The following is a 25,442-nucleotide window of genomic DNA, read 5'->3' on the forward strand; positions in this document are numbered from 1 at the left end:
AATTCCATCACCCACACTCCACGGCGGCCCTGCCAGCCTGCGCCGGTGACTCGCTCCCCGCTTCCCGTCCGTTGACGGCAGCCCCTGTGCGACAGGGCCTGCGGTCTCCCTGCGTGGGCGTAGGGTGTCCCCCGAGAGCAACCCGGGAGGGACCGCAGGAACGTGATGTTGCGCCGCAGAAAAAATGAATCAGCGAACGTTACATGGAATTGATCGCTGTTCGATGGGTTTCGGCGACATTTCGCAGCCTGTTATTCTCCCTGACCTGCTCGTGAATCATGGATTCCCTGCATGCTCCCCAGCCTGCCCCTGCTGCTGGCCCTGCCGTTCCTGATGGCAGCGGCTGTTGCGGCCTTCCCCCGTAGTTCGCGCTCGACTGCTGCCTGGCTGGCGGCACTGGCGCCGTTGGGCGGGCTGGCCATGCTCGGCTGGCTGACCCCGGCGGTGCTCGATGGCCAGGTGGTCCGCACCCTGGTCCCTTGGCTTCCACAGATCGGGCTGGACTTCACCCTGCGCCTGGACGGGCTGGCCTGGATGTTCGCCGGGCTGGTGCTGGGCATCGGCGCCCTGGTGGTGCTGTATGCGCGCTACTACCTGAGCCAGCAGGACAACGCGCACCGCTTCTACTGCTACCTGCTGCTGTTCATGGGCGCCATGCTGGGGATGGTGCTGTCGGGCAACCTGCTGTTGCTGATGATCTTCTGGGAAATGACCAGCATCAGCTCGTTCCTGCTGATCGGCTTCTGGTCGCACCGCCAGGACGCACGCGAAGGCGCGCGCATGGCGCTGGTGATCACCGGCGGCGGCGGCCTGGCCCTGCTCGGTGGCGTGCTGCTGATCGGCCGTATCGTCGGCAGCTTCGACCTGGATGTGGTGCTGGCCGCCGGCGAGCAGATCCGCGCCAGCACGCTGTACCCGTACGCCCTGTTCCTGGTGCTGGCCGGCATCTTCACCAAGAGCGCGCAGTTCCCGTTCCACTTCTGGCTGCCGCACGCGATGGCAGCGCCGACCCCGGTCTCGGCCTACCTGCACTCGGCCACCATGGTGAAGGCCGGCGTGTTCCTGCTGGCGCGGCTGCATCCGGCGCTGGCCGGCAGCGACCTGTTCTTCTATACGGTCAGCGGCATCGGCGCGCTGACCCTGCTGATCGGTGCCTGGAACGCGATCTTCCAGCACGACCTGAAAGGCCTGCTGGCGTACTCGACCATTTCCCACCTGGGCCTGATCACCCTGCTGTTCGGCCTGTCCACGCCGATGGCGGTGGTCGCCGGCGTGTTCCACATCCTCAACCACGCCACCTTCAAGGCCTCGCTGTTCATGGCCGCCGGCATCATCGACCACGAAACCGGCACCCGCGACATGCGCAAGCTGGGGGGACTGCGCAGGCTGATGCCGTTCACCAGCGCGCTGGCGATCATCGCCTCGCTGGCGATGGCCGGGATCCCGCTGCTCAACGGCTTCCTGTCCAAGGAAATGCTGTTCGCCGAAGCGATTACGGCCGGCGGCCCGGGCATCATGCGCACGGCGGTGTCGATCGCTGCGTTGCTGGCAGGCGTGTTCGGCGTGGCGTACAGCCTGCGCTTCGTGCACGACACCTTCTTCGGCACTGGCCCGCACGACCTGGACCGCGTGCCCCACGAGCCGCCGCGCTGGATGAAGGTGCCGGTGGAGCTGCTGGTGGTGATCTGTGTGGCGGTGGGCGTGGCACCGGCACTGACCGTCGCGCCGGTGCTGCACGCCGCTGCGGCCTCGATCCTCGGCACCGCCATGCCCGAATACAGCCTGGCGGTGTGGCACGGCTTCAACCTGCCGCTGGCGATGAGCGCGATCGGCGTGGTCGGTGGCGTGGCGCTGTACTTCGGCCTACGCAGGCTGATCAACCTGCATGCCGTGACCAATGTCAGCACGGGCCGCAATGTGTTCCACGCCCAGCTGGACGCCGTGTCCGCGCTGGCGATGCGCCTGACCAATGGCATCGCCAATGGCAGCCTGCAGCGCATGCTGCTGGGCCTGGTGCTGGTGGCGATCGTGGTTGCCGCTGCGCCGTTCGTGGCCAACCCAGCCTCGCCGAACTGGACCGCGCCGCAGCCGATTCCGCTGCTGGGCTGGGCCCTGTGGCTGGTGATGATGGCCTGCGCGGTCGCCACCCTGCGCATCTACAAGCAGCGCCTGCTGGCGGTGCTGCTGGTCGGCGGCGTCGGCCTGATGGTGGCGCTGACCTTCGTGTTCCTGTCCGCGCCCGACCTGGCCCTCACCCAGCTGCTGGTGGAGATGGTGACGCTGGTGCTGATGCTGCTGGGCATGAATTACCTGCCCGCGCAGTCCGGGCCTGAGCGGCCGCGCTGGCGCAAGCGCCGTGACGCGGTGATCGCGATCATCGCCGGTGCCGGGCTTGGCGCGCTGGCCTATTCGGCGATGACCCTGCCGCCGAACACCATGGCCGGCGAGCTGCTCGCCCGTGCCCTGCCCGAGGCCTACGGCCAGAACGTGGTCAACGTGATCCTGGTCGACTTCCGCGGCTTCGATACCTTCGGCGAGATCACCGTGTTCGGCATCGCCGCGCTGGTGGTGCATGCGCTGCTGCGGCGTACGCGGATGGCACCGGAGCAGATCATGCCCGGCCCGCCGATCAAGCTGCCGGTGCCGGCCGACCTGGCGCAGATCATGTTCCCGCTGACCCTGACCGTGTCGATTTTCCTGTTCCTGCGCGGGCACAACGCACCGGGTGGCGGCTTCATCGCCGGCCTGGTGTTGGCAGTGCCGCTGCTGATCCAGTACGTGATCCAGGGCACTGCATCGGTGGAGTCGCGCTTCGGCTTCGACTACATCCGCTGCATCGGCATGGGCCTGCTGATCGCCCTGCTCAGCGGCAGCGCCTCGATGCTGTTCGGCGTGCCGTTCCTGACCAGCGGCCATCTCGACCTGCACCTGCCGCTGATCGGCGACGTACCGCTGGCCAGCGCAATCGGCTTCGACATCGGCGTCTATCTGGTGGTGTTCGGCGGCGCCATGCTGATGCTGTCGATGATGGGCACGATCAAGCCGTCGCGTACCCGCACTGCCCGCAAGGGTGAGATCGACCTGCAACGCCGCTCGGCACGCACCGGGGAGATGCACTGATGGAACTGGCCCTGGCTACCGCGATCGGCGTGCTGACCGCCATCGGCATCTACCTGCTGCTGCGTGCGCGCAGCTTCGATGTGATCCTCGGCATGACCTTCCTGTCCTACGCCACCAACCTGCTGATCTTCGCCGGCGGCCGCGTGGTGCTGGGCAAGGCGCCGGTGCTGCAGGAAGGCGTGGACAGCCACCTGGGCAACTACACCGACCCGCTGCCACAGGCGCTGGTGCTGACCGCGATCGTGATCGCCTTTGCGATGACCGCGGTGAGCATTGTGCTGGCCATGCGCAGCCGCAGCGACAACCACAGCGACCACGTGGATGCCCACGAGCCGGATGACGACCTGCAGGATGAGCGCGTGCCGCCGCGCCAGGGCGAGGACCGCGCATGAACCACCTGGTGATCCTGCCGATCCTGATTCCGCTGCTGGGTGCGGCGCTGTCGCTGTTCGTCGAACACCGCCGCTATGGCCCCAGGGTGCAGCGGGCGGTGGCCTGGACCGCGCTGTCGGCGCTGGCGCTGGCGGTCGGGCTGCTGTTTGCCGCCACGGCCAGTGGTGAAATCAACGTCTACCTGCTTGGCGACTGGCCGTCGCGGCTGGGCATCGCGCTGGTGGCCGACCGGCTGTCGGCGTGGATGCTGCTGACCACCCTGCTGCTGGCCATTCCCTGCCTGCTGCACGCCTGCTCGGGCTGGGACCGCCGCGCGCCGCACTTCCATGCGCTGTTCCAGTTCCAGCTGGTCGGTCTCAACGGTGCGTTCCTGACTGGCGACATCTTCAACCTGTTCGTGTTCTTCGAGGTGATGCTGATCGCCTCCTACGGCCTGCTGCTCAGTGGTGGCCGCGGCCTCCGCATGCGCATCGGCCTGCATTACGTGGTGTTCAACGTCACCGCCTCGACCCTGTTCCTGGTCGCGCTGGGCCTGCTGTATGCCTCGCTGGGCTCATTGAACATGGCCGAGCTGTCGCAGCGCATCGCCGAGGTACCGCCGGCACAGCTGACCCTTGTGAAGGCGACGATGGGCCTGTTGCTGCTGGTGTTCTGCGCCAAGGCCGCGTTGATGCCGCTGTACCTGTGGCTGCCAGAAGCCTATTCGCGCGCACCGGCGGCGGTGGCGGCGCTGTTCGCGATCATGACCAAGGTCGGCCTGTACTCGGTGCTGCGCATCCAGATGCTGTGGTTCGGCGACGATGCCGGCGCGATGGCCGGCTATGGCCGCGACTGGCTGTTGTGGGCCGGCGTCGCGACGCTGGTGCTGGGCGGCCTCGGCGCGCTGGCCGCGACCCGCCTGCGCGTACTGATCTCCTACCTGGTGATCGTGTCGGCAGCCACGCTGTTCATCGCCTTCTCGGTGGGCACGCCACAGGTGCTCTCGGCCGGCCTGTACTACCTGCCACACAGCAGCTTCGTCGCTGCCGCGCTGTTCCTGGTTGCCGATCTGATCCGTCGCCGTCGCGGTGGCGCCAGCGACCGCAAGGAAGTGGTCGCGCCGATGCCAGGCAAGGAGACGCCCGCTGTGTTGTTCCTGATCGGCGCGGTGTCGGTGGCCGGCCTGCCGCCGCTGTCCGGCTTCCTGGCCAAGGCTGCGCTGCTGGCCGGCATGCCGGCGCAGTACACCGGCCCGGTCTGGACCGCCGTTCTGGTCAGCAGCCTGCTGGTGATCATGGGCCTGACCCGGGGGGGCATCCGCCTGTTCTGGCGCGTGCCACCGGTCGATCCGGAAGCGCCGGTACCGCGCAAGGCGCGGCTGCGCCGGGTCGAGCTGTACGCGGCCTGCATCCTGCTGGCCTACGGCATCGGCATGACCCTGGCCGCAGCACCGCTGATGCGCTACACCGACGCCACCGCCGCGCAGCTGCTGCACCCCAGCGAGTACGTGCAGCAGCTGCGTGCGACTGCACCGGAGATCCGCCAGCCATGACCGCCCAGCGCTCCCTGTTCCGTCGCCTGATTCCGTCGCCGATGCTGAGCATCATGGTGGTGGCGTTCTGGCTGCTGATGTCCGACAGCTTCACCCTTGGCCAGATCGTGCTGGGCCTGCTGCTGGGCGTGGTGGTGCCGCTGTTCGCCGCACGCCTGGACCGCGAGTTCGCCCGCATCGGCACCCTGCGCCCGTTGCCGAAACTGCTGTGCGTGACCCTGTGGGACATCCTGATGTCCAACATCCGTGTCGCCCTGCAGGTACTGGGGCCGGAGAAGAACATCCACCCCGGTTTCATCTGGCTGCCGCTGGACATTGCCAACATCCATGGCATCGCTGCGCTGACCAGCATGATCACGCTGACCCCGGGCACGGTCTCGGCCGCGCTCAGCGACGACCGCAAGTACCTGCTGGTGCACGTGCTGCACCTGGAGGACCCGCAGGACCTGATCGATACGATCAAGCGCCGTTACGAGGCGCCGTTGATGGAGATCTTCCCATGACCGGTTTTGAAGTCATCCAGACCACCCTGGTGGTGTGCATGCACGTGGTCGGCCTGGCGATGCTGCTGGCCACCTGGCGGCTGTTGCGCGGGCCGACCGTGCCCGACCGCATCCTCGCGCTGGACACGCTGTCGGTGACCGCGATCGCTGAGCTGATGCTGTTCGGCATGTACCTCAACTCGCCGATCTACTTCGAGGCGGCGCTGATCATCGCCATGCTCGGCTTCGGCAGCACCGTGGTGCTGAGCAAGTTCGTGCTGCGCCGGGACATCGTCGAATGATCACCGCGATCCAGATCGTCCTGTCGATCCTGCTGCTGTTCGGCTGCTTCTTCATCCTGGTCGGCGCACTGGGCCTGGTGAAGCTGTCCACCTTCTTCAAGCGCCTGCACGCACCGACCAAGGCCAGCACGCTGGGCGTGGGCTGCGTGCTGGTGTGCTCGGTGTGCTACCACATCTTCCTCGGCCAGGACCCGCAGCCACGCGAGCTGCTGATCACCGTGTTCCTGTTCATCACCGCACCGATCAGCGCGCACATGATGGCCAAGGCGGCGTTGTCGCTGCTGATGGAAACCCGCCCCAGCCTGCCGGGCAACGAGCCGGCCGCCGAGGAGCAGCTGCCGCCGCCGGAACCGGTGCGGGAAGAAGAAACCACGCAGAACCGGTAGTGCCGGCCGCTGGCCGGCAGGGTGACGCCCCGTGGGTGCCGACCGTTGGTCGGCACGAAATCGACTGCATCCACGCATGGCGTGGATCTACAACGCCGGTGCGCCGACCAGCAGCAGCTCCAGCACGAACCAGCCTACGAACGCGACCAGCAGGATCCCGCCTTCGCCACGACTGATCTTCAGGTCGCCGCGCAGCATCGGGTACAGCACCAGCGCGAACGCCAACAGCGCAGGCAGTTCCAGGCGCACGAACGAGGCCGGCAAGGCCAACGGCTGCAACATCGCCATCGCGCCGATCACCAGCAGCAGGTTGACCACGCTGGAACCCAGCACGTGGCCGAGCACCATGTCGCCATGCCCGCGACGCGAGGCGGCAATGGCGGTGGCCGCCTCGGGCAGTGCGGTGCCGATCGCCACCGGCAGCAGGCCGACCAGCAACGGCGTCCAGCCCAGTGCGGCACCGAAGTCGGCGGCAGCCCCCACCACCAGGCGCGCGCCCCAGTACAGGGTCAGTGCGGCGATCAACACGCGCAGCACGTTCAACGGCAGGCTGGTGCGGCTCAGCGCGGATTCGGCGATGGCTACCTGCACCTCGGCGCTCTCGACGCGGCCGCGGCGCAGCAGCAGCACCTGCACGACGATGAAGCCCGCCACCAGCACGCCGCCTTCCCAGCGCACCAGGTGACCATCCAGGCCGAACAGGATCAGCAGCACGGCGGCCGCCAGCAGCGACCACCACAGCACCGCCTGCAGGCGCGCGCGCAGCAGCAGGGGGGCGGCGACGGCGGCCACCGCCAGGGTCAAGCCCAGATTGACGATGCTGCTGCCCACTGCATTGCCCAGTGCCAGCTCCGGTTGGCCGACCGCCAGCGCACGTGCGTTGACCGCCAGTTCCGGCAACGAGGTGGTCACGCCGAGCAGCAGCAGCCCGGCAGTGAACGGGCTGGCCCCGAAGCGCTGGGCCAGGCCAGAGACGGCCTTCACGATGGAGTCCCCGCCCAGTGCCAGCAGCAGCAGGCCGAGCAGGAACCAGGCAATGGCAATGGCAATGGCAATGGCGATCATCGAGCACTCCCCAGCAGTGGTGGCGCGATTCTACGCTTGGCCCGAGCGCATGGCTGGGCGATGGATCAAGGATCAGCCACAGCCTTCCGCATAGTCGACCTGCGGGGTCTGCCCGACCCGCCAGGCCCCCACCCGGCCATCGGCACCGAGCGCGAAGTCGATCACTGCCCCGCCCTCCTGCGCCGGCCGCACGCGCAGGTGCTGGGCCTTCTCGTCGTACTTGTCGGGACCGACGTCTGCGCGCTCGGGATACAGCACCTGCAGCTCGCCCAGGGTCATGCCGACCTTGCCGCCGCCCGGTGCGGTGATGGCGGCGCTGCGCACGTCGTAGCGCACCAGCTTGCGGCCTTCGATCATCAGCCGCGGGTCCTCGGCATCCTGCGGGCGAAGGAAGTAGCAGCCGTCGTTGCCGTCGTCGGCGGACAGCGGCTTGCCGGCGGCATCGGTGCCCAGCCCCTGCAGTGGCGTGCCAAAACCACTGCGGACTTCGGCGATGCCGGTGCCCAGCTTCGCACCCGCGAAGCCGTCCAGGCGGGCCGGACTGTCCTTGCGGAGGTCGTTCGCCGGGCGGGCCGCCAGATCAGGATCCGTCGACTGGGCCGGACCGGTCGCCGAGGCGGTTTCCGCCGGGGTATCGCTGCCGCTGCCGGCGGCGCCCTGCTTGTCGGGGCCGCCACTGCATGCGGCGAGCGAAAGGAGCAACAGACCAGCAATCGGGAGGTGCTTCATCGGTGCGGTTCCCTGGCACGAAGGTAGCTGCACGCTAGCGCAGCGCGCGTGCAGAGGCTGCATTGTCATCGCGGTTTCATCGCCCTCGTTCAGGCTCGGCATGCACCGACCTGGCTGTCCCTTCCATGCAACCGCGCAAGACCGAACTCGCCCGAACCGCGCTGCAGGCCCATCGCGCGCCGCTGGACATGCGCCAGCGCCGGTTGCTGATCCTGTGCGACGGCCAACGCAGCATCACCGACCTGACCGGTCTGCTCGGCCAGGATGCGCCCGCGATGGTCATCCAGCTGGTGCAGGCCGGCTACCTGAGCACCGGCACCGGTGCCGCAGCCCCGCCACCGCCGCCGGCAGCCACGGTAGAGCCGCAGCCCGCGACACCTGCCGCAGCTGCTGCCACAGCGGTCGAACGCCGCCGCTCGCTGGTGTCCGCGCGCATCTATGTGCTGGGCATCCTGGAAATGCAGCGCCACCCGCAGGCGGCGGCGCTGTTCCGCGACCTGCAGCAGGCACGCGCCGAAAGTGAAGTACTGCAGGTGCTGCACTCGGCGATGCGGATGCTGCCCGGGCTGACTTCGGAAGGCTATTGCCAGCGTGTACGCCAACGCCTGCTGGAAGCGCTGCCGTTGGAGCACTGCGACGCGTTCGCCGAGGTGGCCTGAAGAAAAAGGGGACGGAGGGGATTAAGTCGTTTCAAGCACACGTGTGCTGATTGCGGCTTAATCCCCTCCGTCCCCTTTTTCGGGTCAGCGGAAGTTGTTGCGCAGGCCGTTCCAGCACTGCTGGTAGTCGCCCTGACGGTGGCCGGCGGCCAGGGCCTGTGCGGTCGGGCGGATCACCGCGCGGGTCTCGAACATGAAGGCCATCGTGTCCTTGATCACGTCCGCCTTGGACAGATCGGCATTGGATGCCTTGTCGAAGGTCGGCGCGTCCGGGCCGTGGCCGCTCATGCAGTTGTGCAGCGATGCGCCGCCCGGCACGAAGCCTTCGGCCTTGGCATCGTAGGCACCGTGCACCAGGCCCATGAATTCGCTGGCGATGTTGCGGTGGAACCACGGCGGGCGGAACGTGTTCTGCGCCACCAGCCAGCGCGGCGGGAAGATCGCAAAATCCATGTTGCTGGTTCCCGGCGTGTCGCTGGGCGAATGCAGCACCAGGAAGATCGACGGATCCGGGTGGTCGTAGCTGATCGAGCCAATGGTGTTGAAGCGGCGCAGGTCGTAGCGGTACGGCGCGTAGTTGCCGTGCCAGGCCACCACGTCCAGCGGCGAATGGTCGATCGGCGCACGCCACAGGCGGCCCTCGAACTTGGCGATCAGCTCGAAGTCACCGTCGATGTCCTCGAACGCTGCGTGCGGGGTCTCGAAGTCGCGCGGATTGGCCAGTCCGTTGGAACCGATCGGGCCCAGGTCGGGTAACTTCAGCAGCGCACCGTAGTTCTCGCAGATGTAGCCGCGGCTCGGGCCATCGGGCAGTTCAACGCGGAACCGCACGCCGCGCGGGATCACCGCGATCTGCTGCGGCTCGATCTCGATCACGCCCAGCTCGGTCAGCAGGCGCAGCGCGCCCAGCTGCGGCACGATCAGCAGCTCACCGTCGGCATCGTAGAAGTAGCGGCCGACCATGTCGCGGTTGGCAGCGTAGAGGTGGATGCCCACGCCAGCATGCGCATCGGGCGAACCGTTGCCCCCCATCGTGTACAGGCCTTCGACGAAGTCGGTCGGCAGCTCCGGCAGCGGCAGCGGACTCCAGCGCAGCTGGTTCGGCGAGGCCGGCTGTGCGCCGAAATCACATTGCAGCTGCGACTGCGCGAACGGGGTGAACTCGCCATGGGTCACCGCCGGACGGATCCGGTACAGCCAGCTGCGGCGATTGCTGCCGCGCGGCGCGGTGAAGGCGGTGCCGGTCAACTGTTCGGCGTACAGGCCGTGGGCCACCTTCTGCGGCGAGTTCTGCCCGACCGGCAGCGCGCCGGCGACGGCCTCGGTGGCGAACTCGTTGCCAAAGCCGGACTGGTAGCCGCGGGCGATGATGGCGGGGGACATGGGAACTCCAGAGATGGCCGGCCAGCGGCCGGCACTACCATTCGGACAGGCAATGTCGACCGGAAGCCGACATTGCCTGCAGACCTTACAGCACGCCGCGGCGGATCTGGTCGCGCTCGATGCTCTCGAACAGCGCGGTGAAGTTGCCTTCGCCGAAGCCCTCGTTGCCCTTGCGCTGGATGATCTCGAAGAAGATCGGGCCGATGCAGTTCTGGGTGAAGATCTGCAGCAGCTTGCGCTGGTGGGTTTCCGGATCGGCATCGATCAGGATCTTGTTCCTGGCCAGGCGCGGTACGTCTTCACCGTGGTTCGGCACGCGCTGGTCGATCACGTCGAAGTAGGTTTCCGGCGTGTCGAGGAAGTCCACGCCCTGCGCGCGCATCGCTTCAACGGTCTCATAGATGTTCTCGGTGAAGCAGGCGATATGCTGGATGCCCTCGCCCTTGTACGCGTCCAGGTACTCGTTGATCTGGCTCTTCGGGTCGGACGATTCGTTCAGCGGGATGCGCACGATGCCGTCCGGCGCGGTCATCGCCTTGGACACCAGGCCGGTCTTCAGGCCCTTGATGTCGAAGTAGCGGATCTCGCGGAAGTTGAACAGGCGCTCGTAGTAGTCCGACCACTGCTGCATGTTGCCGAAGTACAGGTTGTGGGTCAGGTGGTCGATGAAGGTCAGGCCGAAGCCCACCGGGTGCAGGTCGGCACCGGCGATCGGCTCGTAGTCGCCGTCGTAGACGCTGCCGGCCGCGCCGTAGCGGTCGACCAGGTACAGCATGCAGTCGCCGATGCCCTTGATGACCGGCGCGCTGACCGCCTTGCTGTCCGGCTTGAAGGCGATGGCTTCGGCGCCGTTGCCCAGCGCGGCCTGGTAGACCTCCTGGCCCGGCTTCTTGAAGCGGATGGCGAAGCCGCAGGCGCACGGACCGTGCTTTTCGGCGAAGTCCGAAGCGAACGAATCGGGGTCTTCATTGACCAGGAAGTTGACGTCGCCCTGGCGATAGACGGTAATCGGACGCTGCTTGTGCTTGAGCACCGCGCTGAAGCCCATCTTCCGGAAGTACTCGTGCAGCTCCTGGCCGCGGCCGGCCGGGGCGGCGAATTCGACGAACTCGAAACCGTCGATGCCCATCGGGTTCTCGAAGGTGGTGACCTGCATGCCGGGGTTGGGGTGCGAGGCGGTCGGGACTGCGGTATTCATGGCGTGGCTCCGAATCGGTACCGCATCGGTACAAACCAGGTGCGGGCAGGTAGGGACCCGGCGAGAATGCAGGGTCTGGACCTACCCCTTATAGTTACACTTGAAACCACCAGCAAGGTGCACCGCAACATGAGCCCCGATCCCGCCTCGACCCGCCTGCGTGCCTCGCACGTCCTGCTCGACCTGGAACAGTTCCTGCCGTATCGGCTGAGCGTGCTGTCAAACCGGGTCAGCGGCAACATCGCCAAGCTGTACGGCGATCGTTACGGTCTGGCGATCCCCGAGTGGCGGGTGATCACCATCCTGGCGCTGTACCCGGGCTCCTCGGCCAGCGAGGTCTCCGACCGCACGGCGATGGACAAGGTGGCGGTCAGCCGCGCCGTGGCCCGCCTGCTGGAGCGCGGCTTCATCAAGCGCGAGACGCATGGCGACGACCGCCGCCGCTCGGTACTGGCGCTGTCGGCCGCCGGTTTCGAGGTGTACGAGACCATCGCGCCGATGGTGATCGAGATCACCCGCAAGCTGATGTCGGTGCTGAGCGAGGAGGAAGAGCAGGTGCTGGAAAAGCTGATCCTGCGCCTGGCCGGCGAAGGCCTGGAGCGGATGGGCGAAGGGGTCTGAAAGAAAAAGGGGACGGAGGGGATTAAGTCGTAACGAGCACAGGTGTGCCTGAAACGACTTAATCCCCTCCGTCCCCTTTTTTCAGCTCAGGTGCTTGCGCCGTGCGTGGATCCACGGCACGGCCAGTGCTGCGATGGCGCCGCCGGCGAAGCCCAGCGAGGCGGCAACCGTGGCGGCTTCGACGGCCCCGGGCAGCGCCAGCGCCGCAGCCACCAGCAGCAGCGACGGCAGGCCGACGAAGGTGCCCAGGAAGAAATGCCAGCGCGGTGACCATGTATTGAGCTGCAGCAGGCTGACCGGTTGCCAGGCGTCGGACGCGGCATCCTCGGCGATCTTCGCCACTACCTTGCCCAGATCCACTTCCGGCAGCGCGCGCCCCGGGCGGACGGTCGCCAGCAGTTCGGCCACGGCCTCCACCGGTGGGAAGCTGGACGGCCACGCCACCGGGGCCGGCACGCCGTAAGCGGTCAGCAGCGGCACGCTCAGCCACGGCGCCACCAGCGGGCGCATGCGGCGACGGCCATGCACGCACCAGATCTGCGGCTGTCCATGCGCGGTGACGTTGTACAGCGCCAGTTCGTTGGCGGGCGGATAACCCAGCATGGTCACCCGCGCCGCCAGACTGTCCTGGCCCATCGCACGCAGGAAGCCCGGGCGGCTGCGCCCTTCCTGCATCCACGCCAGGCCCAGCGCACCCACCAGGTACGCCTCCGCCGCGTCCTTGCTGCCCGCAGTGGCGCGCTCATCACTGGCCAGGTACCACGCCAACGACTTCGGCTCGGCGACATCCTCCAGGCCCCATCGGCTGTCATCCCCCAGCACGTGCCGCACCGGCAGGCGGGCAGGCGCAGTTTCGCCACGCTCCCCGGTCTGCAGGAACGGCAGCACGCCCTGGATGAAGGTGGACAGCTCGATCGCGCGCGCGCCATGGCCCTGCCATTCCGGCGGCAGCAGCCCGGCCAGCTGGCCCTCGGCCGCCAGCGCATCAAGCCGCGCCTTCTGCTCGACCAGATTCTGCACCGCGCCCTTCAGCACCACGTTGTCGGGCAGCGCGATCTGCGGCAGGCGGTGGCGTGGTGGTGCCAGTTCGACGGTTTCCTCGCCGGTGCCGGCGTCGTCCAACAGGGTTTCCTGCGCCGGCAGGGTCACGCCTTCGCCTGCCCCACCCTCGGCCAGGTGGCTGGCAGGTTCGGGCAATCGTTCGGCGTGGTCGCTGTGCATGGGCGTTCCGGTAGGTTGCGTCGACGGGGCGTCGACTGAAGTCCTTGCCGGTAACGGCGAGCGCGTTGCGAAGTTGAGATGCCGATTCAGGGAGTGTGACGGCGCGCGCAGTAGAGCCACGCCATGCGTGGATGCGACCCGACGTCAGTGCCGACCAACGGTCGGCACCCACCGGGGTAGGCGGCCAGCGGTCGGCCCCCACCACAGCTGCCGGCCAGCGGCCGGCACTACCCTACTCCGGTTTATCAGGTGCCCACTGCTTGAGGAACGCGCTCACCCGCGCAGGCTGGAAGGCTTCGCCCCTGCGCAGTTCGCCGGTGGCCTGCGAGACCAGCAGGCTGCCATCGGCGTCCAGTACCAGCAGGTGCGGGTAGTCGCGCTCCATCACCGGGAACTGGGCGAAGAAGGCGGTGTTGGGCTGTTCGTCGCTGGCGTTGACCTTCACCCACACGTAGTGGGCGTCGCGGAAGCGGCGCAGGTCGCCGTTGCCCTCGACCATTTCGTCCAGCGCCCGGCAGCGATCGCAGGCGGCGTTACCGATCTCGAGCAGGATGCGCTTCTTGCCGCGCTGGGCTTCCACCTTGGCGGTGGCCAGGTCATCGGCGGGGTCGCGGGCCGGGTCGAACTGCGCGCCGAGCCCGGCGATGGCGGCAATGTCCGCCGCCACCGGGGTGTTGCCCGAGGCCACCGGTTCGCTGGGGTCAGCGACCGGCGGCTCGGTGGGCCGGGTATCCAGGGGCTGCGTGGGCTCGGCGGTGGCAGGCGGTTGCGGTTGGGAACAGGCGCCGATCAGCGCCGCACAGACCACCACCATTGCACCACCGAGCTTGCTGCGCATGCCTTCTACCCTCGCTTCATTACTTGACGCCGTGCATCAGCTTGTTGATCAGCGGGGCGATCAGGAACAGCACCACGCCGGAGCCGATCAGGGCCCAGAACCCGAAGGTATACCCCTTCAGGGCCGACTCGACCGTCATGCCGCCTTCACCACTGACCACACCAGCGAAGATGCCCGACAGGTTGTTGCCGATGCCGGTGGACAGGAACCAGCCGCCCATGCCGAAGCCGACCAAGCGCACCGGGGCCAGCTTGGTCACCATCGACAGGCCGATAGGCGACAGGCACAGCTCACCCACCGACTGGATGACGTAGACCATGAACAGGGTCCAGAACGGGATCTTGCCGTCCACCACCATCTGCGACAGGGCGAACATCAGCAGCGCGAAGGCGGCGCCGTTGAACAGCAGGCCCAGGCCGAACTTGCGCGGGATGGACGGATTGGCGCGGCCCATCGCCACCCAGATCCAGGCGATGACCGGGGCCAGGGTGATGATCGCCACCGAGTTGACCGACTGGAACCACGCGGTCGGGAAGGTCCAGCTGCCGAACTGGCGGTTGACGATGTTCTCGGCCAGGAAGGTGAACGAGCTGCCGGCCTGCTCGAAGAACATCCAGAACATCACGTTGAAGGCGAAGATGATCAGCATGGCGATCACGCGGTCGCGCTGCACCTTGCCTTCGCGGATGCCCTCGACCAGCAGCAGGATGGCCAGCGCGGTGAACATCGCGCCGAGGATCCAGGCCAGCGCGGTGGCGCCGGTGGCCAGCAGGAAGTACGCGACCGGGATGGCGACCACGGCACCGGCCAGCACCATGATGATGCGGCCGAAACCTTCCGCGCCGGCCGGCGGTGCGCCGATGCCCTTCAGGCCGGCACGACCGATGTAGAACCACACCAGCGAGATCAGCATGCCCACGCCCGAGGCGATGAACACGACCTTGTAGGACGGCATCGCATCGGTACCGAACACCTTGCGGGCCAGGTACTCGGTCAGCACCGGGGCGATCATCGCGCCGATGTTGATGCCCATGTAGAAGATGGTGAAGCCCGAATCGCGGCGCTCGTCCTTCAGGCCGTACAGCTTGCCGACCATGGTCGAGATGTTGGGCTTGAACAGACCGTTGCCGACGATGATCGTGGCCAGGCCGAGCTTGAAGATGTGCTCCTGCGGAAGCGAGATCATGAACAGGCCGGCGGCCATGATGATCGCGCCGGTCAGGATCGAGCGCTGGTAGCCCAGTACCCGGTCGGCCACGTAGCCGCCGAAGATGGCCGCGGCGTACACCAGGGCCAGGTAGGCGCCATAGATGCGGCTGGCGTCGCCTTCACCGGCAGCGCTGCCGTTGTAGAACTGGGCAACGATGTAGAGCACCAACGCCCAGCGGATGCCGTAGAACGCAAAGCGTTCCCAGAACTCGGTCATGAACAGCATCCACAACGGGCGCGGGTGGCCCAGCGTGGTCTTGAAGTCCGGCAGTGCCGGCTCTGGGGTGTTCGCAGTGGCGTTTACGCTCATGCGGATTTCCTGGTTCGGTGGATGACGAGCACGTCCGCTGTGCAGTTGGAGCAACGCGCGAGGATCACCGACTTCTGGCGTTCACGTCAAATACACGCCGTTTGAGGCAGGTGGCAGCCTGCTCCCTGAACTTGCATCTGAAACGATCCAGCCGCGGGCCGGGAACCAAGCTGAATGGGGATCAGCCCAGCGCTGCCGGGGGCGCGGCCTGCAGGCTGGTGCGCACCTGGAACAGCTCGGGGAAGAAGGTCAGTTCCAGCGCCTTGGCCAGGAAGCCCACGCCGGACGAACCGCCGGTGCCACGCTTGAAGCCGATCACCCGCATCACGGTGCGCATGTGTCGGAATCGCCACAGCTGGAAAGCCGTCTCCAGGTCCACCAGGTCCTCGCACAGCGCATACTCGCGCCAGTAGCGGTCGGTGTCCTGGTAGATGCGCTCGAAGACCGGCTGCAATGCGTCGTCGGCCACGTGTGGCTGGGTCCAGTCGTGGGCCTCGTAGACCGCCGGCACGGCATGGCCGAAGCGGGCCAGGTACTTCAGGAATTCCTCGTACAGGCTGGGCGCCTCCAGCACGGTGCGCAGCTGCGCCTGCCCGGCCGGGTCATGCTCGAACACCTGCAGCATCTGCGCGTTCTTGTTGCCCAGCAGGAATTCGATGTAGCGGTACTGCAGCGACTGGAAGCCCGACGACGGGCCCAGCACGTCGCGGAAGCCCATGTACTCGGACGGGGTCAGCGTTTCCAGCACCGACCATTGCTCGGTCAGCTGGCGCAGCACCTGCTTGCTGCGCGCCAGCACCTTGCGGCACTGCCAGACTTCATCGCGCTGCAGGAAGCCGATTGCGGCACGCAGCTCATGGCCCAGCAGCTTCAGCCACAGCTCCGAGGTCTGGTGCTGGATGATGAAGAGCATCTCGTCATGGTGCGGCGGGCTGGACAGCGGCTGCTGCGCGCTGAGCAGCTGGTCCAGCCGCAGGTAGCCGCCGTAGGTCAGGCGTCCCTGCAGGTCGGTGTGGATGCCGGCTTCGAGATCGCGTTGGTTGTTGTCGACGGACATGGGCGGGACCAGATCGGGGGCGGCAAGGGTAGCGCGTTGCCGCCGCGCTGGCAGCCGCCCGGTCCATACCGGGGCGTGCGGCTGGCCGTGGAGCATCGGCCGACCACCGGCCTGCGCGTGGAACCGTCCGCGCCGTTGTGCCGGCAGTCAGCCAGAGGCGTATTCTGATGCTTTGCAGCAACGACTGAATACGTTGTTGTTATTGGCCCCCCACCCGCCGGCAGGGGTAAAACGGGGAATCTCCGTGTTGCGGCGCAGGAAGGCTATTCCGTACGCGTTCCTTAACATGGCGATTCATATCATTTGTAACTTCTCTGTCGAAGGTGCAGTACGCAATGACGGTTGCCGCTGAATTCAAGATCGAATACCTGCAGTACCTGGACACGGACGGCACGCTCGTCCGTGACGACCTGCCCGTGTCGCTGCGCGACCCCAAGGTCCTGGTACCGCTGTTCAAGCAGATGCTGTTCGTACGCACGTTCGACAGCAAATCCATCGCGCTGCAGCGCACCGGCAAGCTCGGCACCTATGCCGCCTGCCTGGGCCATGAAGCCGCGCACGTGGGTATCGGCGCGGCGATGCAGAAGGACGACGTGTTCGCGCCTTCGTACCGCGAGTATGGCGCGATGTTCATGCGTGGCGTGCGCCCGCACGACGTGCTGATGTACTGGGGCGGCGACGAACGCGGCAACGATTACGGCGGCAACGCGGCCAGGGACTTCCCGTTCTGCGTGCCGATTTCCACCCAGTGCCTGCATGCGGCAGGTGCCGCGCTGAAGTTCAAGCTCAACAAGGAACCGCAGATCGCCGTGGCCGTGTGCGGCGACGGTGGCAGCTCCAAGACCGACTTCTACGCGGCACTGAACTCGGCCGGCGCCTACAAGCTGCCGCTGATCCTGTGCATCGTCAACAACGGCTGGGCCATCTCGGTGCCGCGTTCGGCCCAGACCGGTGCCGAAACGCTGGCGCAGAAGGGCCTGGCGGGCGGCCTGCACTGCCTGCAGGTGGACGGCAACGACCTGATCGCGGTGCTGGCGGCAATGGAACAGGCGCGCGAACGTGCGCTGGCCGGCGACGGTGGCACCGTGCTGGAACTGATGACCTACCGCCTGTCCGACCACACCACCGCTGATGACGCGCGCCGCTACCGCGACGATGCCGAAGTGAAGGATGCCTGGCAGCGCGAGCCGATGCTGCGCCTGCGCAAGTACCTGATCAACGCCGGGGTGTGGAGCGAGGAAGAAGAAGCCGCCTGGACCGCCGAGTGCGGCGCGCGCGTGGACGAGGAAGTGAACCTGTACCTCAACACGCCGGTGCAGCCGGTCGAGGCGATGTTCGACTTCCTGTATGCCGATCCGCCGCCGGACCTGCTGGCCCAGCGTGCCCAGGCGATCGCCCTGGAGAAGCGCCATGGATGAGATCAAGAACGGCGCGCCCGGCGCGCACACCAACGCCGCCGACAGCGCTGCAGTCGCGCGCGGAGATGACAGCATGACCACCACCCCGATCACCCTCATCGAAGCCATCACCCAGGCGCTGGCCTGGGAGCTGGAACACGATCCGTCGGTGCTGGTGCTGGGCGAGGACGTGGGCGTCAACGGCGGCGTGTTCCGCGCCACTGCCGGCCTGCAGCAGCGCTTCGGCTCGGACCGCATCCTCGACACCCCGCTGGACGAAACCACCATCGCCGGTCTGACCATCGGCCTGGCCGCACAAGGCATGAAGCCGGTGGCCGAAGCCCAGTTCGATGGCTTCATGTACCCGATGGTCGACCATATCGTCTGCCACGCCGCACGCCTGCGTTACCGCACGCGTGGCCGCCTGCACTGCCCGATGGTGCTGCGCGTGCCGTGGGGCGGTGGCATCCGCGCGCCGGAACACCACAGCGAAGCCAACGAGGCGATCTTCACCAATGTGCCGGGCCTGCGCGTGGTGCTGCCGTCGTCGCCGCAGCGTGCCTACGGCCTGCTGCTGGCCGCGATCCGCGAGCCGGATCCGGTGATCTACATGGAGCCCAAGCGCATCTACCGCCAGTACAAGGAAGTGGTCGTCAACGACGGCGAAGCCTTGCCGCTGGACGTCTGCTTCGTGCTGCGCGACGGCACCGACGTGACCCTGGTGACCTGGGGCGCGCAGGTGAAGGAAGCCCTGGAAGCGGCCGACAAGCTGGCCGGGGAAGGCATCAGTGCCGAAGTCATCGACGTGGCCACGCTGCGCCCGCTGGACTTCGCCACCATCGCCGAATCGGTGGCCAAGACCGGCCGCTGCGTGATCGTGCAGGAGGCCCCGAAGACCGCGGGCTTCGGCGCCGAGATCGCCGCGCGCCTGGCCGAGGAATCGATCTACGACCTGCTGGCCCCGGTCGAGCGCGTCACTGGCTACGACACCCACATTCCGCTGTTCCGCCTGGAAATGAAGTACCTGCCGAGCGTTGAGCGGATCGTGGCGGCGGCCAAGCGCGCGGTGGCGGCCGGCTGACATGCGGGCCCGCCTTCTGGGGGCTTACCGCAGCCAGTATCCCAACCCGCTCCGGTTCCACACCGGCCAGATCGTCGAAGTAGGTGTACGTGACGAGGAATGGCCGGCGTTTGCCTGGGTACGCACCAACGATGGGCGCGCTGGATGGGCGCCCATCGCCTGGTTGCAGCTGCTGGACGAGGGTCGCGCCGAAGCCCTGTGCGACTACGACGCCCGCGAGCTGGATGTGGAAAGCGGCGAGATGGTGAAGCTTCATCACGAACACGGCGGGTGGTGGTGGTCCGAGCGCGCCAATGGCGCGACGGGTTGGCTGCCGGCCCGCGAACTGGAACTGCTGGAAGAGAACTGCAAATGAGCCAGACCAAGAACTTCAACCTGCCCGACCTGGGCGAAGGCCTGCCGGACGCGACCATCGTCGAGTGGTTCGTCAAGGAAGGCGATGTGATCAAGCTGGACGAGCCGCTGGTGTCGATGGAGACCGCCAAGGCCGTGGTGGAAGTGCCCTCGCCGTTCTCCGGCAAGGTGCTGAAGCTGTCCGGCGCTGCCGGCGACATCATCCCGACCGGTTCGGTGCTGGCCAGCTTCGAACTGGACCCGAACCTGCCGCAGCGCGCCGATGGCCAGGACACCGGCCACAGCCATGGTCACGCCGCACCGGCAGCGCCGGCTGCCGCACCGACCCCGCCGCCGCTGCCGGCTGCGGCCGCTCCGGTTGCCGCCGAGGACGCCAAGCCCGCCGCGGCCGAGCGTGACGACGCCGGTACCGTGGTCGGCGCGATGCAGAGCTCCAATGCCGTGCACGCCGAGCAGGCGCTGGCCGTCGGTGGCGTCAAGGCCGTGCCGGCCGTGCGTGCGATGGCGCGCAAGCTGGGCGTGGACCTGAGCCGCGTGGCCGCTACCGGCACCGATGGTGCGGTGACCATGGCCGACGTCAAGCAGGCCGCCGCCAACGGCACCGCCAAACTCGGCGCCGCCCCGGCACCGGTTGCCGCCGCGTATGCCGCGCCCACCCCGGCGCAGGTGTCTGCCCCGGTGCAGAGCGAAGCCCGCACCCCGCTGTCTGCGGCCGGCAAGCCGATGCGCACCCAGCCGCCGGGCGTGGTCGCCAAGGGCCAGCCGGAACCGCTGAAGGGCGTGCGCCGCAACATGGCCCGCGTCATGGCCGATGCGCACAGCAAGGTCGTGCCGACCACGCTGAACGACGACGCCGACATCCACGCCTGGCTGCCGGGCAACGACGTCACCGCCCGCCTGGTTCGCGCCATCGTCATTGCCGCACAGAAGGTGCCGGCCATGAACGCCTGGTTCGACGGTGAAGCGCTGACCCGCACCCTGCACGCCCAGGTGGACATCGGCATCGCCGTGGACACCGACGACGGCCTGTTCGTGCCGGCCCTGCGCAATGCCGACATGCTCGATGCACGCGGCATCCGCGAAGGCGTCAACCGCCTGCGTGAGCAGGTGGAATCGCGTTCGATCGCCGCCTCGGAACTGAGCGGCTACACCATCTCGCTGTCCAACTTCGGCATGTTCGCCGGCCGCTACGCGACCCCGGTCGTGGTGCCGCCGTGCGTGGCCATCGTCGGTGCCGGCCGTGCCCGCCACCAGATGACCCCGGTGATGGGCGGCGTGGAAGCGCACAAGGTAATCCCGCTGTCGGTCACCTTCGACCACCGCGCGGCTACGGGTGGTGAAGCCGCCCGCTTCCTGCGCGCGATGATGGACGACCTGGCGCTGGCCAGCTGATCGGCCCCCTCTGAAACACAGGAAACGCCGGGCAATGCCCGGCGTTTTTTTGTGCCGCTCTATTGTAGAGCCGAGCCCTGCTCGGCTGCCTTGCAATATATCCACGTCATGCGTGGATGAAGGCAAGAAGCAAGCCGAGCATGGGCTCGGCTCCACAGATCGCCTGCGATCAATCGCGCGCGACCATACCCTCGGCACGGCTGTACACACGCAGGCGATGACCATCCGGATCGGCGCCGACGAAGGTGTGGCCGAATTCCAGCGTTGTTGGTGCCTGCAGGATCTGCACGCCCAACGCGCGCCACGCATCGTGCATCTGCTGCACGGCGTCGGGGTTGGCGACCACCATCGCCAGTTCGGCGGCACCGGCCTGCGCGGACACCGGAGGCTGCACGTCATCGCGCTGCCACAGGCCGAGTGCGGCACCATCACCGAGCAGGAACAGCGCAAAGCCGGGCGACTGTTCAACCGGTGGTTTGCCGAGGATGCCACTGTAGAAGGTTGCGCTGATGGCGACGTCGTGCACGTACTGCAGCAGGGTGCTGGGTGTGAACATGGGGAAGCTCCGTTGTTGGGAGCATTCATGGTGGTATGGGCCTGCTGACACATTCTGTCAGTAGAGGGGACTACCGGTAGAGTCGACTCTACCCCCCGCTCTCGGCTGTTGCTGTGGTTATGAGCGATCCAGCCAGTCGGGTGCAATGCCCTGCGCCTTCTGCCAGCGCCGCCGCAGGGTGGCGCGCGGCACGCGGTAGCGGTCCTCCAGCACACGCACCTGACGGATGCGATCCAGCCGGAAATGGCGGAAATCCTCGCGGTGCTCGCACCACGCCGCCAGCATCGGCACCTCATCGAAGTAGCCCAGCGCGAACGGCCAGACGACGCGCGCGCTGCGCTGGCCGTGCGCATCCTCGTAAGCGAACTTCAGGCGCTGCTGCGATCCCACGGCTTCGCGCACGGCCTGCAGGCGTGCTGCCGGCACCTTGGCCGCAGCACGCGAAGGTCCCACGCGCAGGCCACTGTCACGCAATGCCTCGCGGCGTGCCGCAGGCAACACATGGGCGATACGCGCCAGGGCATCACGTGCGGCCTCGGCCAGCGCCGGCTCGGTGCGCGCGGCGACCCAGCGCAGGCCCAGCACCAGCGCGTCGATCTCGGCCGGTGGCAGGGTCATGGGAGGCAAGGTATCGCTGGGTGCCAGCTGGTAGCCGACGCCGGCCTCGCCACGCAGGTCGGCGCCCTGCTCGCGCAGGGTCTCGATATCGCGGTACAGCGTGCGCAGGCTGATGCCCAGCGCTTCGGCCAGCGCCTGCCCGGCCACCGGCCGTCGATGACGGCGCAGCAGCTGCAGCAGCTGGGTCAGGCGCAGCGCTCGCGACATCAGCCGACCAGCGTGCTCGACGCCACCACGTGCTCGCCCGGCTGCGGGGCCAACGCAGCCTCGACCAGCGCCCTGGCAATCTCGGTGGCCGGATTGATCCGCCACGCACGCGGCAACACCGGTCCCAAAGCACCCAGCACCGTCAGTGCCAGGCGTTCGCCGCGACGCACCTCGTTGCGCTCGCCCCCGATCAGCCCTGGGCGGACCAGGGTCAACGAGTTGAATCCCAGCGCGCGCAGGTCACGCTCCAGCTCGCCCTTCACCCGGCTGTAGAAGATCGACGACTGTGGATTGGCGCCGGCTGCGGAGTTCAGCACAAAGGCCTGCGCACCCTGCGCCTGCGCCAGGCGGGCGAACGCCAGCGGATAGTCGTGGTCGATACGGTGGAAGGCCTCGCGGCTGCCGGCCTGGGCGATGGTGCTGCCCAGCGCGCAGATGACCGCGTCAACGCGCGCCCATTCTGGCGAAGTGGGCAACGCGTCGAATGCCAGCACCGGGTTCTCCAGCTTCCCGTGAGTCAACGCCAGGGGGCGGCGGGTCGGGGCAACCACGGCGCTGCAGCGCGGGTCGTCCAGCAGCCTGCGCAGGGTCAGCCCACCGACCAGGCCGGTCGCCCCCAGCAACATCACGCGCATCACCACCTCCACTGCGGCATCCTGTCGCCCATCCTAGCCGTTCAAGCCCTCGGCGGCCGCGCCGATATGCTGGAACCAGTCCCTGCCAGCCCCAGGATTCGCTCCATGACGGACCAGCCCGACCACCGCCCTGCCCCCGGTACCGCCCTTGGGCCGCCGGCACGCGTGCGCGCGGTGGTGGACGATGGGCGGGGTGACCGCGTAGTGCTGCAGGGCGGCGGTGGCGTGGCGCTGCAGCAGCTGTTCGCAGGCGCCGATGCGCCGGAACCGCTGCTGGCGGCGTTCGCCAACGGAATGGCCACCCTGCCCGGCGAACTGGGCGACATGGGCGACCGCCTGCAGTCCGCACAGGCCAGCGCCGATTGGCCGCGCTATGGGCGCGCGATGCGGCAGCTGATCGACAAGTACATCCGCACCATCGAGCAGCATTCGCCGGACGGGCAGCCGGAAAGCCTGCGCCTGTCCGAGCAGCTGCGGCTGCTGCTGGGCGGTGCGGTGGTGGCCCTGCTGCAGCACGACCCGGACCTGCGCGAGCAAGCGCAGGCGCTGGCCCTGCGCCTGCGCCAATGGCAGCCGGGCACGGCCCTGGAACCCATCGAACAGGGCGTGCGCGAACTTGGCCACCAGGTCGGCGTGCGTGCCGAAAGCTGGCAGGAGCAGCAGGCGCTGCTGCTGGAGCTGTTCGCGCTGCTGCTGGAGAACGTCAGCGAACTGCTGGATGACCGCAGCTGGCTGCAGGGCCAGATCGCGGCGGTACGCCAGTTGCTGGACGGTCCGTTGGAAGCGGAAGCGGTCGAGCGCACCCGGGCCGAACTGCGCGAAGTGATCTACAAGCAGGGGCTGCTGCGCCAGGGCATCGACGATTCGAAGGCGGCGATGCGCGGGTTGATGGGCGAGTTCATCGAGCGCATGGATGGCATGGCCACCAGCACCGGCGAATACCACGACCGCATCGGCAGCTACGCGTTGCAGCTGCGCGAGGCGCGCAGCATCGCCGACCTCAACCAGCTGCTGCAGGAGGTGATGCGCGATACAGGCAAAGTGCAGCAGCAGGCCGCACAGGCCCGCGATCACCTGGCCAATGCGCGGCAGGAAGTGGAGCGCGCAGAGCAGCGCATTGCCGAGCTGGAGCAGGAACTGCGCGCCGCTGGTGACCTGGCACGCATCGATCCACTGACCCAGGCGCTGAACCGCCGTGGCCTGGACGAACTGCTGGAGCGCGAGCTGGCCCGCGCCGCACGCAACAACTCACCGCTGGGCGTAGCGGTGATCGACCTGGATGATTTCCACCAGACCAACGACGCGCATGGGCATGCCGGTGGCGATGCGTTGCTGCAGCACCTGGTGGCCGTGTGCAAGCTGCTGCTGCGCGCCACCGACGGCATCGCACGGCTGGGCGGCGACGAGTTCGTGCTGGTGCTGCCGGAAACCCAGGGCGCCGACAGCATGGCCACCGTGCAGCGCCTGCAGCGCTCGCTGGCCCATCGCGTGCTGACCGTGCAGGACCAGCGCGTGCCGGTGCATTTCAGCGCCGGGCTGGCGCAATGGCAGCCCGGCGACGATACCGAGACCCTGCTGCGGCGCGCCGATGACGCGCTGTATGCGGCCAAGCGGCAGGGCAAGAACCGCGTGCAGGCGGGGTGATCGTGGAATGGGGTCAGATCCCTTTTCCAACGGGAAAAGGGATCTGACCCCGAGGGTCTACGGGCTTATTTACCGCGCAGCTTCTGGAACCCGGTCACCGCTGCCAGCACGATGGCGCCGGCGATGATGCCGACCACCATGTTGCCCACCGCGCTCACCAGCCAGCCCCACTGCCCTTCGCCGCCCAGCGCCTGCACCGCGTGGTGCAGGGCCGGCACGTTGTGCACCAGGATGCCGCCGCCGACCAGGAACATGGCGATGGTGCCGGCCACCGACAGGAACTTCATCAGCCACGGCGCCGACGCCACCAGCCCGCGACCGAAGGCGGCAATGGCACCGCCCTTGCGCGACAGGTACAGCCCAACGTCATCGAGCTTGACGATGCCTGCCACCAGTCCGTAGACGAACACGGTCATCGCCAGTGCGACCACGCTCAGCGTGAGGATCTGGTTGGTGAACGACGCAGTGGCGACCACGCCCAGGGTGAGCACGATGATCTCGGCCGAAAGGATGAAGTCGGTGCGGATCGCGCCCTTCACCTTGTCCTTCTCCCACGCGACCATGTCCACCTGCGCGTCAGCCAGCGCCTTGCGGCGTTCGGCCTGGCGTTCGGCATCGTCGTCGGAGGAATGCAGGAAGCGGTGCGCCAGCTTCTCCACGCCTTCGAAGCACAGGAAGGCACCGCCGATCATCATCAGCGGCACGATCAGCGGCACGTTCCAGCCCCGGCTGCGCAGCCAGGCTTCCAACGCACTGATCGCCAGGGCCGCCGGCACCAGGATCACCTTGTTGACCAGCGAGCCCTTGGCCACCGCCCACACCACTGGCAGCTCGCGGTTGGCGTTGACCCCGGTCACCTGCTGCGCGTTCAGCGCCAGATCGTCGCCCAGCACACCGGCGGTCTTCTTCGCGGCGACCTTGGTCAGCACCGAGACATCGTCGAGCAGGGAGGCGATATCGTCGAGCAGGGCGAACAGGCTGGCACCGGCCATGGGGCGTCCAAGAGAGGGAATGCGCCGATTCTGACCGATCCGCCGGTCTCTGCGATAGCCGC

25 protein-coding genes are annotated in these 25,442 nt (G+C 67.6%); 13 read left to right on the forward strand and 12 right to left on the reverse strand.

Features of this window, described 5'->3' with window-relative positions:
* Positions 1-291: 291 nt before the first annotated feature.
* From ACM0O9_RS14455 to ACM0O9_RS14480, 6 genes are read left to right on the forward strand one after another with little or no spacing between them, the layout of a single operon-like run.
* The gene (locus ACM0O9_RS14455; protein ID WP_414603687.1) at positions 292-3,120 is read left to right on the forward strand and encodes a monovalent cation/H+ antiporter subunit A; all 2,829 of its coding nucleotides are present in this window, start codon (positions 292-294) and stop codon (positions 3,118-3,120) included.
* On the forward strand, positions 3,120-3,512 hold the full coding sequence (locus ACM0O9_RS14460) for a Na+/H+ antiporter subunit C (RefSeq protein WP_005419863.1): 393 nt from the start codon (positions 3,120-3,122) through the stop codon (positions 3,510-3,512). Before ACM0O9_RS14455 ends, ACM0O9_RS14460 begins: the two co-directional genes overlap by 1 nt.
* Positions 3,509-5,044: a monovalent cation/H+ antiporter subunit D gene (locus tag ACM0O9_RS14465; RefSeq protein ID WP_279946295.1), complete on the forward strand. Its 1,536-nt coding sequence runs from the start codon at positions 3,509-3,511 to the stop codon at positions 5,042-5,044. Before ACM0O9_RS14460 ends, ACM0O9_RS14465 begins: the two co-directional genes overlap by 4 nt.
* Positions 5,041-5,547, forward strand: coding sequence for a Na+/H+ antiporter subunit E (locus ACM0O9_RS14470; protein WP_005419867.1), 507 nt, complete (start codon positions 5,041-5,043; stop codon positions 5,545-5,547). The genes ACM0O9_RS14465 and ACM0O9_RS14470 overlap by 4 nt, the downstream gene beginning before the upstream one ends.
* Positions 5,544-5,828, forward strand: a complete 285-nt coding sequence (locus tag ACM0O9_RS14475; protein ID WP_005411334.1) for a K+/H+ antiporter subunit F — start codon at positions 5,544-5,546, stop codon at positions 5,826-5,828. Before ACM0O9_RS14470 ends, ACM0O9_RS14475 begins: the two co-directional genes overlap by 4 nt.
* Positions 5,825-6,214: a Na+/H+ antiporter subunit G gene (locus ACM0O9_RS14480; protein ID WP_005419868.1), complete on the forward strand. Its 390-nt coding sequence runs from the start codon at positions 5,825-5,827 to the stop codon at positions 6,212-6,214. Before ACM0O9_RS14475 ends, ACM0O9_RS14480 begins: the two co-directional genes overlap by 4 nt.
* Positions 6,215-6,301: 87 nt before the next feature.
* Here the strand turns inward: ACM0O9_RS14480 and ACM0O9_RS14485 are convergent, their stop codons facing one another.
* Together ACM0O9_RS14485 and ACM0O9_RS14490 are read right to left on the reverse strand one after the other, a co-directional pair.
* Positions 6,302-7,279, reverse strand: coding sequence for a sodium:calcium antiporter (locus ACM0O9_RS14485; RefSeq protein ID WP_414603686.1), 978 nt, complete (start codon positions 7,277-7,279; stop codon positions 6,302-6,304).
* 72 nt (positions 7,280-7,351) lie between these two features.
* Positions 7,352-8,008, reverse strand: a complete 657-nt coding sequence (locus ACM0O9_RS14490) for a hypothetical protein (RefSeq protein WP_005419872.1) — start codon at positions 8,006-8,008, stop codon at positions 7,352-7,354.
* Positions 8,009-8,133: 125 nt separating this feature from the next.
* Between ACM0O9_RS14490 and ACM0O9_RS14495 the strand changes: the two genes are divergently transcribed.
* Positions 8,134-8,667 carry a hypothetical protein gene (locus ACM0O9_RS14495; protein WP_069138716.1) on the forward strand — a complete coding sequence of 178 codons (534 nt, stop codon included), beginning with the start codon at positions 8,134-8,136 and terminating at the stop codon, positions 8,665-8,667.
* Positions 8,668-8,751: 84 nt separating this feature from the next.
* Here the strand turns inward: ACM0O9_RS14495 and hmgA are convergent, their stop codons facing one another.
* Together hmgA and hppD are read right to left on the reverse strand one after the other, a co-directional pair.
* Positions 8,752-10,050 carry a homogentisate 1,2-dioxygenase gene (gene hmgA / locus ACM0O9_RS14500; RefSeq protein WP_065197056.1) on the reverse strand — a complete coding sequence of 433 codons (1,299 nt, stop codon included), beginning with the start codon at positions 10,048-10,050 and terminating at the stop codon, positions 8,752-8,754.
* Between the two features lie 85 nt (positions 10,051-10,135).
* Positions 10,136-11,248 (reverse strand): 4-hydroxyphenylpyruvate dioxygenase, encoded by a 1,113-nt coding sequence (hppD, locus tag ACM0O9_RS14505; protein WP_196768686.1) that lies wholly within the window; start codon positions 11,246-11,248, stop codon positions 10,136-10,138.
* Between the two features lie 129 nt (positions 11,249-11,377).
* Here hppD and ACM0O9_RS14510 point away from each other — a divergent pair, with 129 nt between their 5' ends.
* On the forward strand, positions 11,378-11,869 hold the full coding sequence (locus ACM0O9_RS14510; protein WP_005419884.1) for a MarR family winged helix-turn-helix transcriptional regulator: 492 nt from the start codon (positions 11,378-11,380) through the stop codon (positions 11,867-11,869).
* Between the two features lie 81 nt (positions 11,870-11,950).
* Here ACM0O9_RS14510 and ACM0O9_RS14515 read toward each other — a convergent pair whose 3' ends face one another.
* The 4 genes from ACM0O9_RS14515 to ACM0O9_RS14530 all read right to left on the reverse strand — a co-directional run bounded on the left by ACM0O9_RS14515 (position 11,951) and on the right by ACM0O9_RS14530 (position 16,504).
* Complete coding sequence (locus ACM0O9_RS14515) at positions 11,951-13,090, reverse strand: hypothetical protein (RefSeq protein WP_065197055.1); 1,140 nt, start codon at positions 13,088-13,090, stop codon at positions 11,951-11,953.
* Between the two features lie 232 nt (positions 13,091-13,322).
* Complete coding sequence (locus ACM0O9_RS14520) at positions 13,323-13,928, reverse strand: thioredoxin family protein (RefSeq protein WP_069138720.1); 606 nt, start codon at positions 13,926-13,928, stop codon at positions 13,323-13,325.
* Positions 13,929-13,947: 19 nt separating this feature from the next.
* A complete protein-coding gene (locus ACM0O9_RS14525) occupies positions 13,948-15,447 on the reverse strand; it encodes a peptide MFS transporter (RefSeq protein WP_065178867.1) in 1,500 nt (499 codons plus the stop codon).
* 181 nt (positions 15,448-15,628) lie between these two features.
* Positions 15,629-16,504, reverse strand: a complete 876-nt coding sequence (locus tag ACM0O9_RS14530; RefSeq protein ID WP_005419892.1) for a tryptophan 2,3-dioxygenase — start codon at positions 16,502-16,504, stop codon at positions 15,629-15,631.
* Positions 16,505-16,839: 335 nt separating this feature from the next.
* On the opposite strand from ACM0O9_RS14530, the gene pdhA reads away from it, so the two are divergent.
* From pdhA to ACM0O9_RS14550, 4 genes are read left to right on the forward strand one after another with little or no spacing between them, the layout of a single operon-like run.
* Positions 16,840-17,922 carry a pyruvate dehydrogenase (acetyl-transferring) E1 component subunit alpha gene (gene pdhA, locus ACM0O9_RS14535; protein WP_065186527.1) on the forward strand — a complete coding sequence of 361 codons (1,083 nt, stop codon included), beginning with the start codon at positions 16,840-16,842 and terminating at the stop codon, positions 17,920-17,922.
* Complete coding sequence (locus ACM0O9_RS14540; RefSeq protein WP_005419896.1) at positions 17,915-18,982, forward strand: alpha-ketoacid dehydrogenase subunit beta; 1,068 nt, start codon at positions 17,915-17,917, stop codon at positions 18,980-18,982. Before pdhA ends, ACM0O9_RS14540 begins: the two co-directional genes overlap by 8 nt.
* 1 nt (position 18,983) lies before the next feature.
* On the forward strand, positions 18,984-19,337 hold the full coding sequence (locus tag ACM0O9_RS14545) for an SH3 domain-containing protein (RefSeq protein WP_005411349.1): 354 nt from the start codon (positions 18,984-18,986) through the stop codon (positions 19,335-19,337).
* A complete protein-coding gene (locus ACM0O9_RS14550; RefSeq protein WP_164093398.1) occupies positions 19,334-20,728 on the forward strand; it encodes a dihydrolipoamide acetyltransferase family protein in 1,395 nt (464 codons plus the stop codon). Before ACM0O9_RS14545 ends, ACM0O9_RS14550 begins: the two co-directional genes overlap by 4 nt.
* Before the next feature lie 169 nt (positions 20,729-20,897).
* Here the strand turns inward: ACM0O9_RS14550 and ACM0O9_RS14555 are convergent, their stop codons facing one another.
* The 3 genes from ACM0O9_RS14555 to ACM0O9_RS14565 form a co-directional block, all read right to left on the reverse strand.
* Positions 20,898-21,284, reverse strand: coding sequence for a VOC family protein (locus ACM0O9_RS14555; protein ID WP_164230223.1), 387 nt, complete (start codon positions 21,282-21,284; stop codon positions 20,898-20,900).
* Positions 21,285-21,401: 117 nt separating this feature from the next.
* Positions 21,402-22,109, reverse strand: a complete 708-nt coding sequence (locus ACM0O9_RS14560; RefSeq protein ID WP_164230221.1) for a helix-turn-helix transcriptional regulator — start codon at positions 22,107-22,109, stop codon at positions 21,402-21,404.
* Complete coding sequence (locus ACM0O9_RS14565) at positions 22,109-22,744, reverse strand: Rossmann-fold NAD(P)-binding domain-containing protein (RefSeq protein WP_065186555.1); 636 nt, start codon at positions 22,742-22,744, stop codon at positions 22,109-22,111. Before ACM0O9_RS14565 ends, ACM0O9_RS14560 begins: the two co-directional genes overlap by 1 nt.
* 105 nt (positions 22,745-22,849) lie before the next feature.
* On the opposite strand from ACM0O9_RS14565, the gene ACM0O9_RS14570 reads away from it, so the two are divergent.
* Positions 22,850-24,388: a GGDEF domain-containing protein gene (locus tag ACM0O9_RS14570; protein ID WP_005419936.1), complete on the forward strand. Its 1,539-nt coding sequence runs from the start codon at positions 22,850-22,852 to the stop codon at positions 24,386-24,388.
* Positions 24,389-24,453: 65 nt separating this feature from the next.
* On the opposite strand, the gene ACM0O9_RS14575 is transcribed toward ACM0O9_RS14570, so the two are convergent.
* Positions 24,454-25,380, reverse strand: a complete 927-nt coding sequence (locus ACM0O9_RS14575) for a DUF808 domain-containing protein (protein WP_279945777.1) — start codon at positions 25,378-25,380, stop codon at positions 24,454-24,456.
* Between the last annotated feature and the right edge of the window lie 62 nt (positions 25,381-25,442).

Origin of the sequence: Stenotrophomonas sp. FR012, from assembly GCF_047520565.2 — a bacterium.
GTDB classification, from domain to species: domain Bacteria; phylum Pseudomonadota; class Gammaproteobacteria; order Xanthomonadales; family Xanthomonadaceae; genus Stenotrophomonas; species Stenotrophomonas sepilia.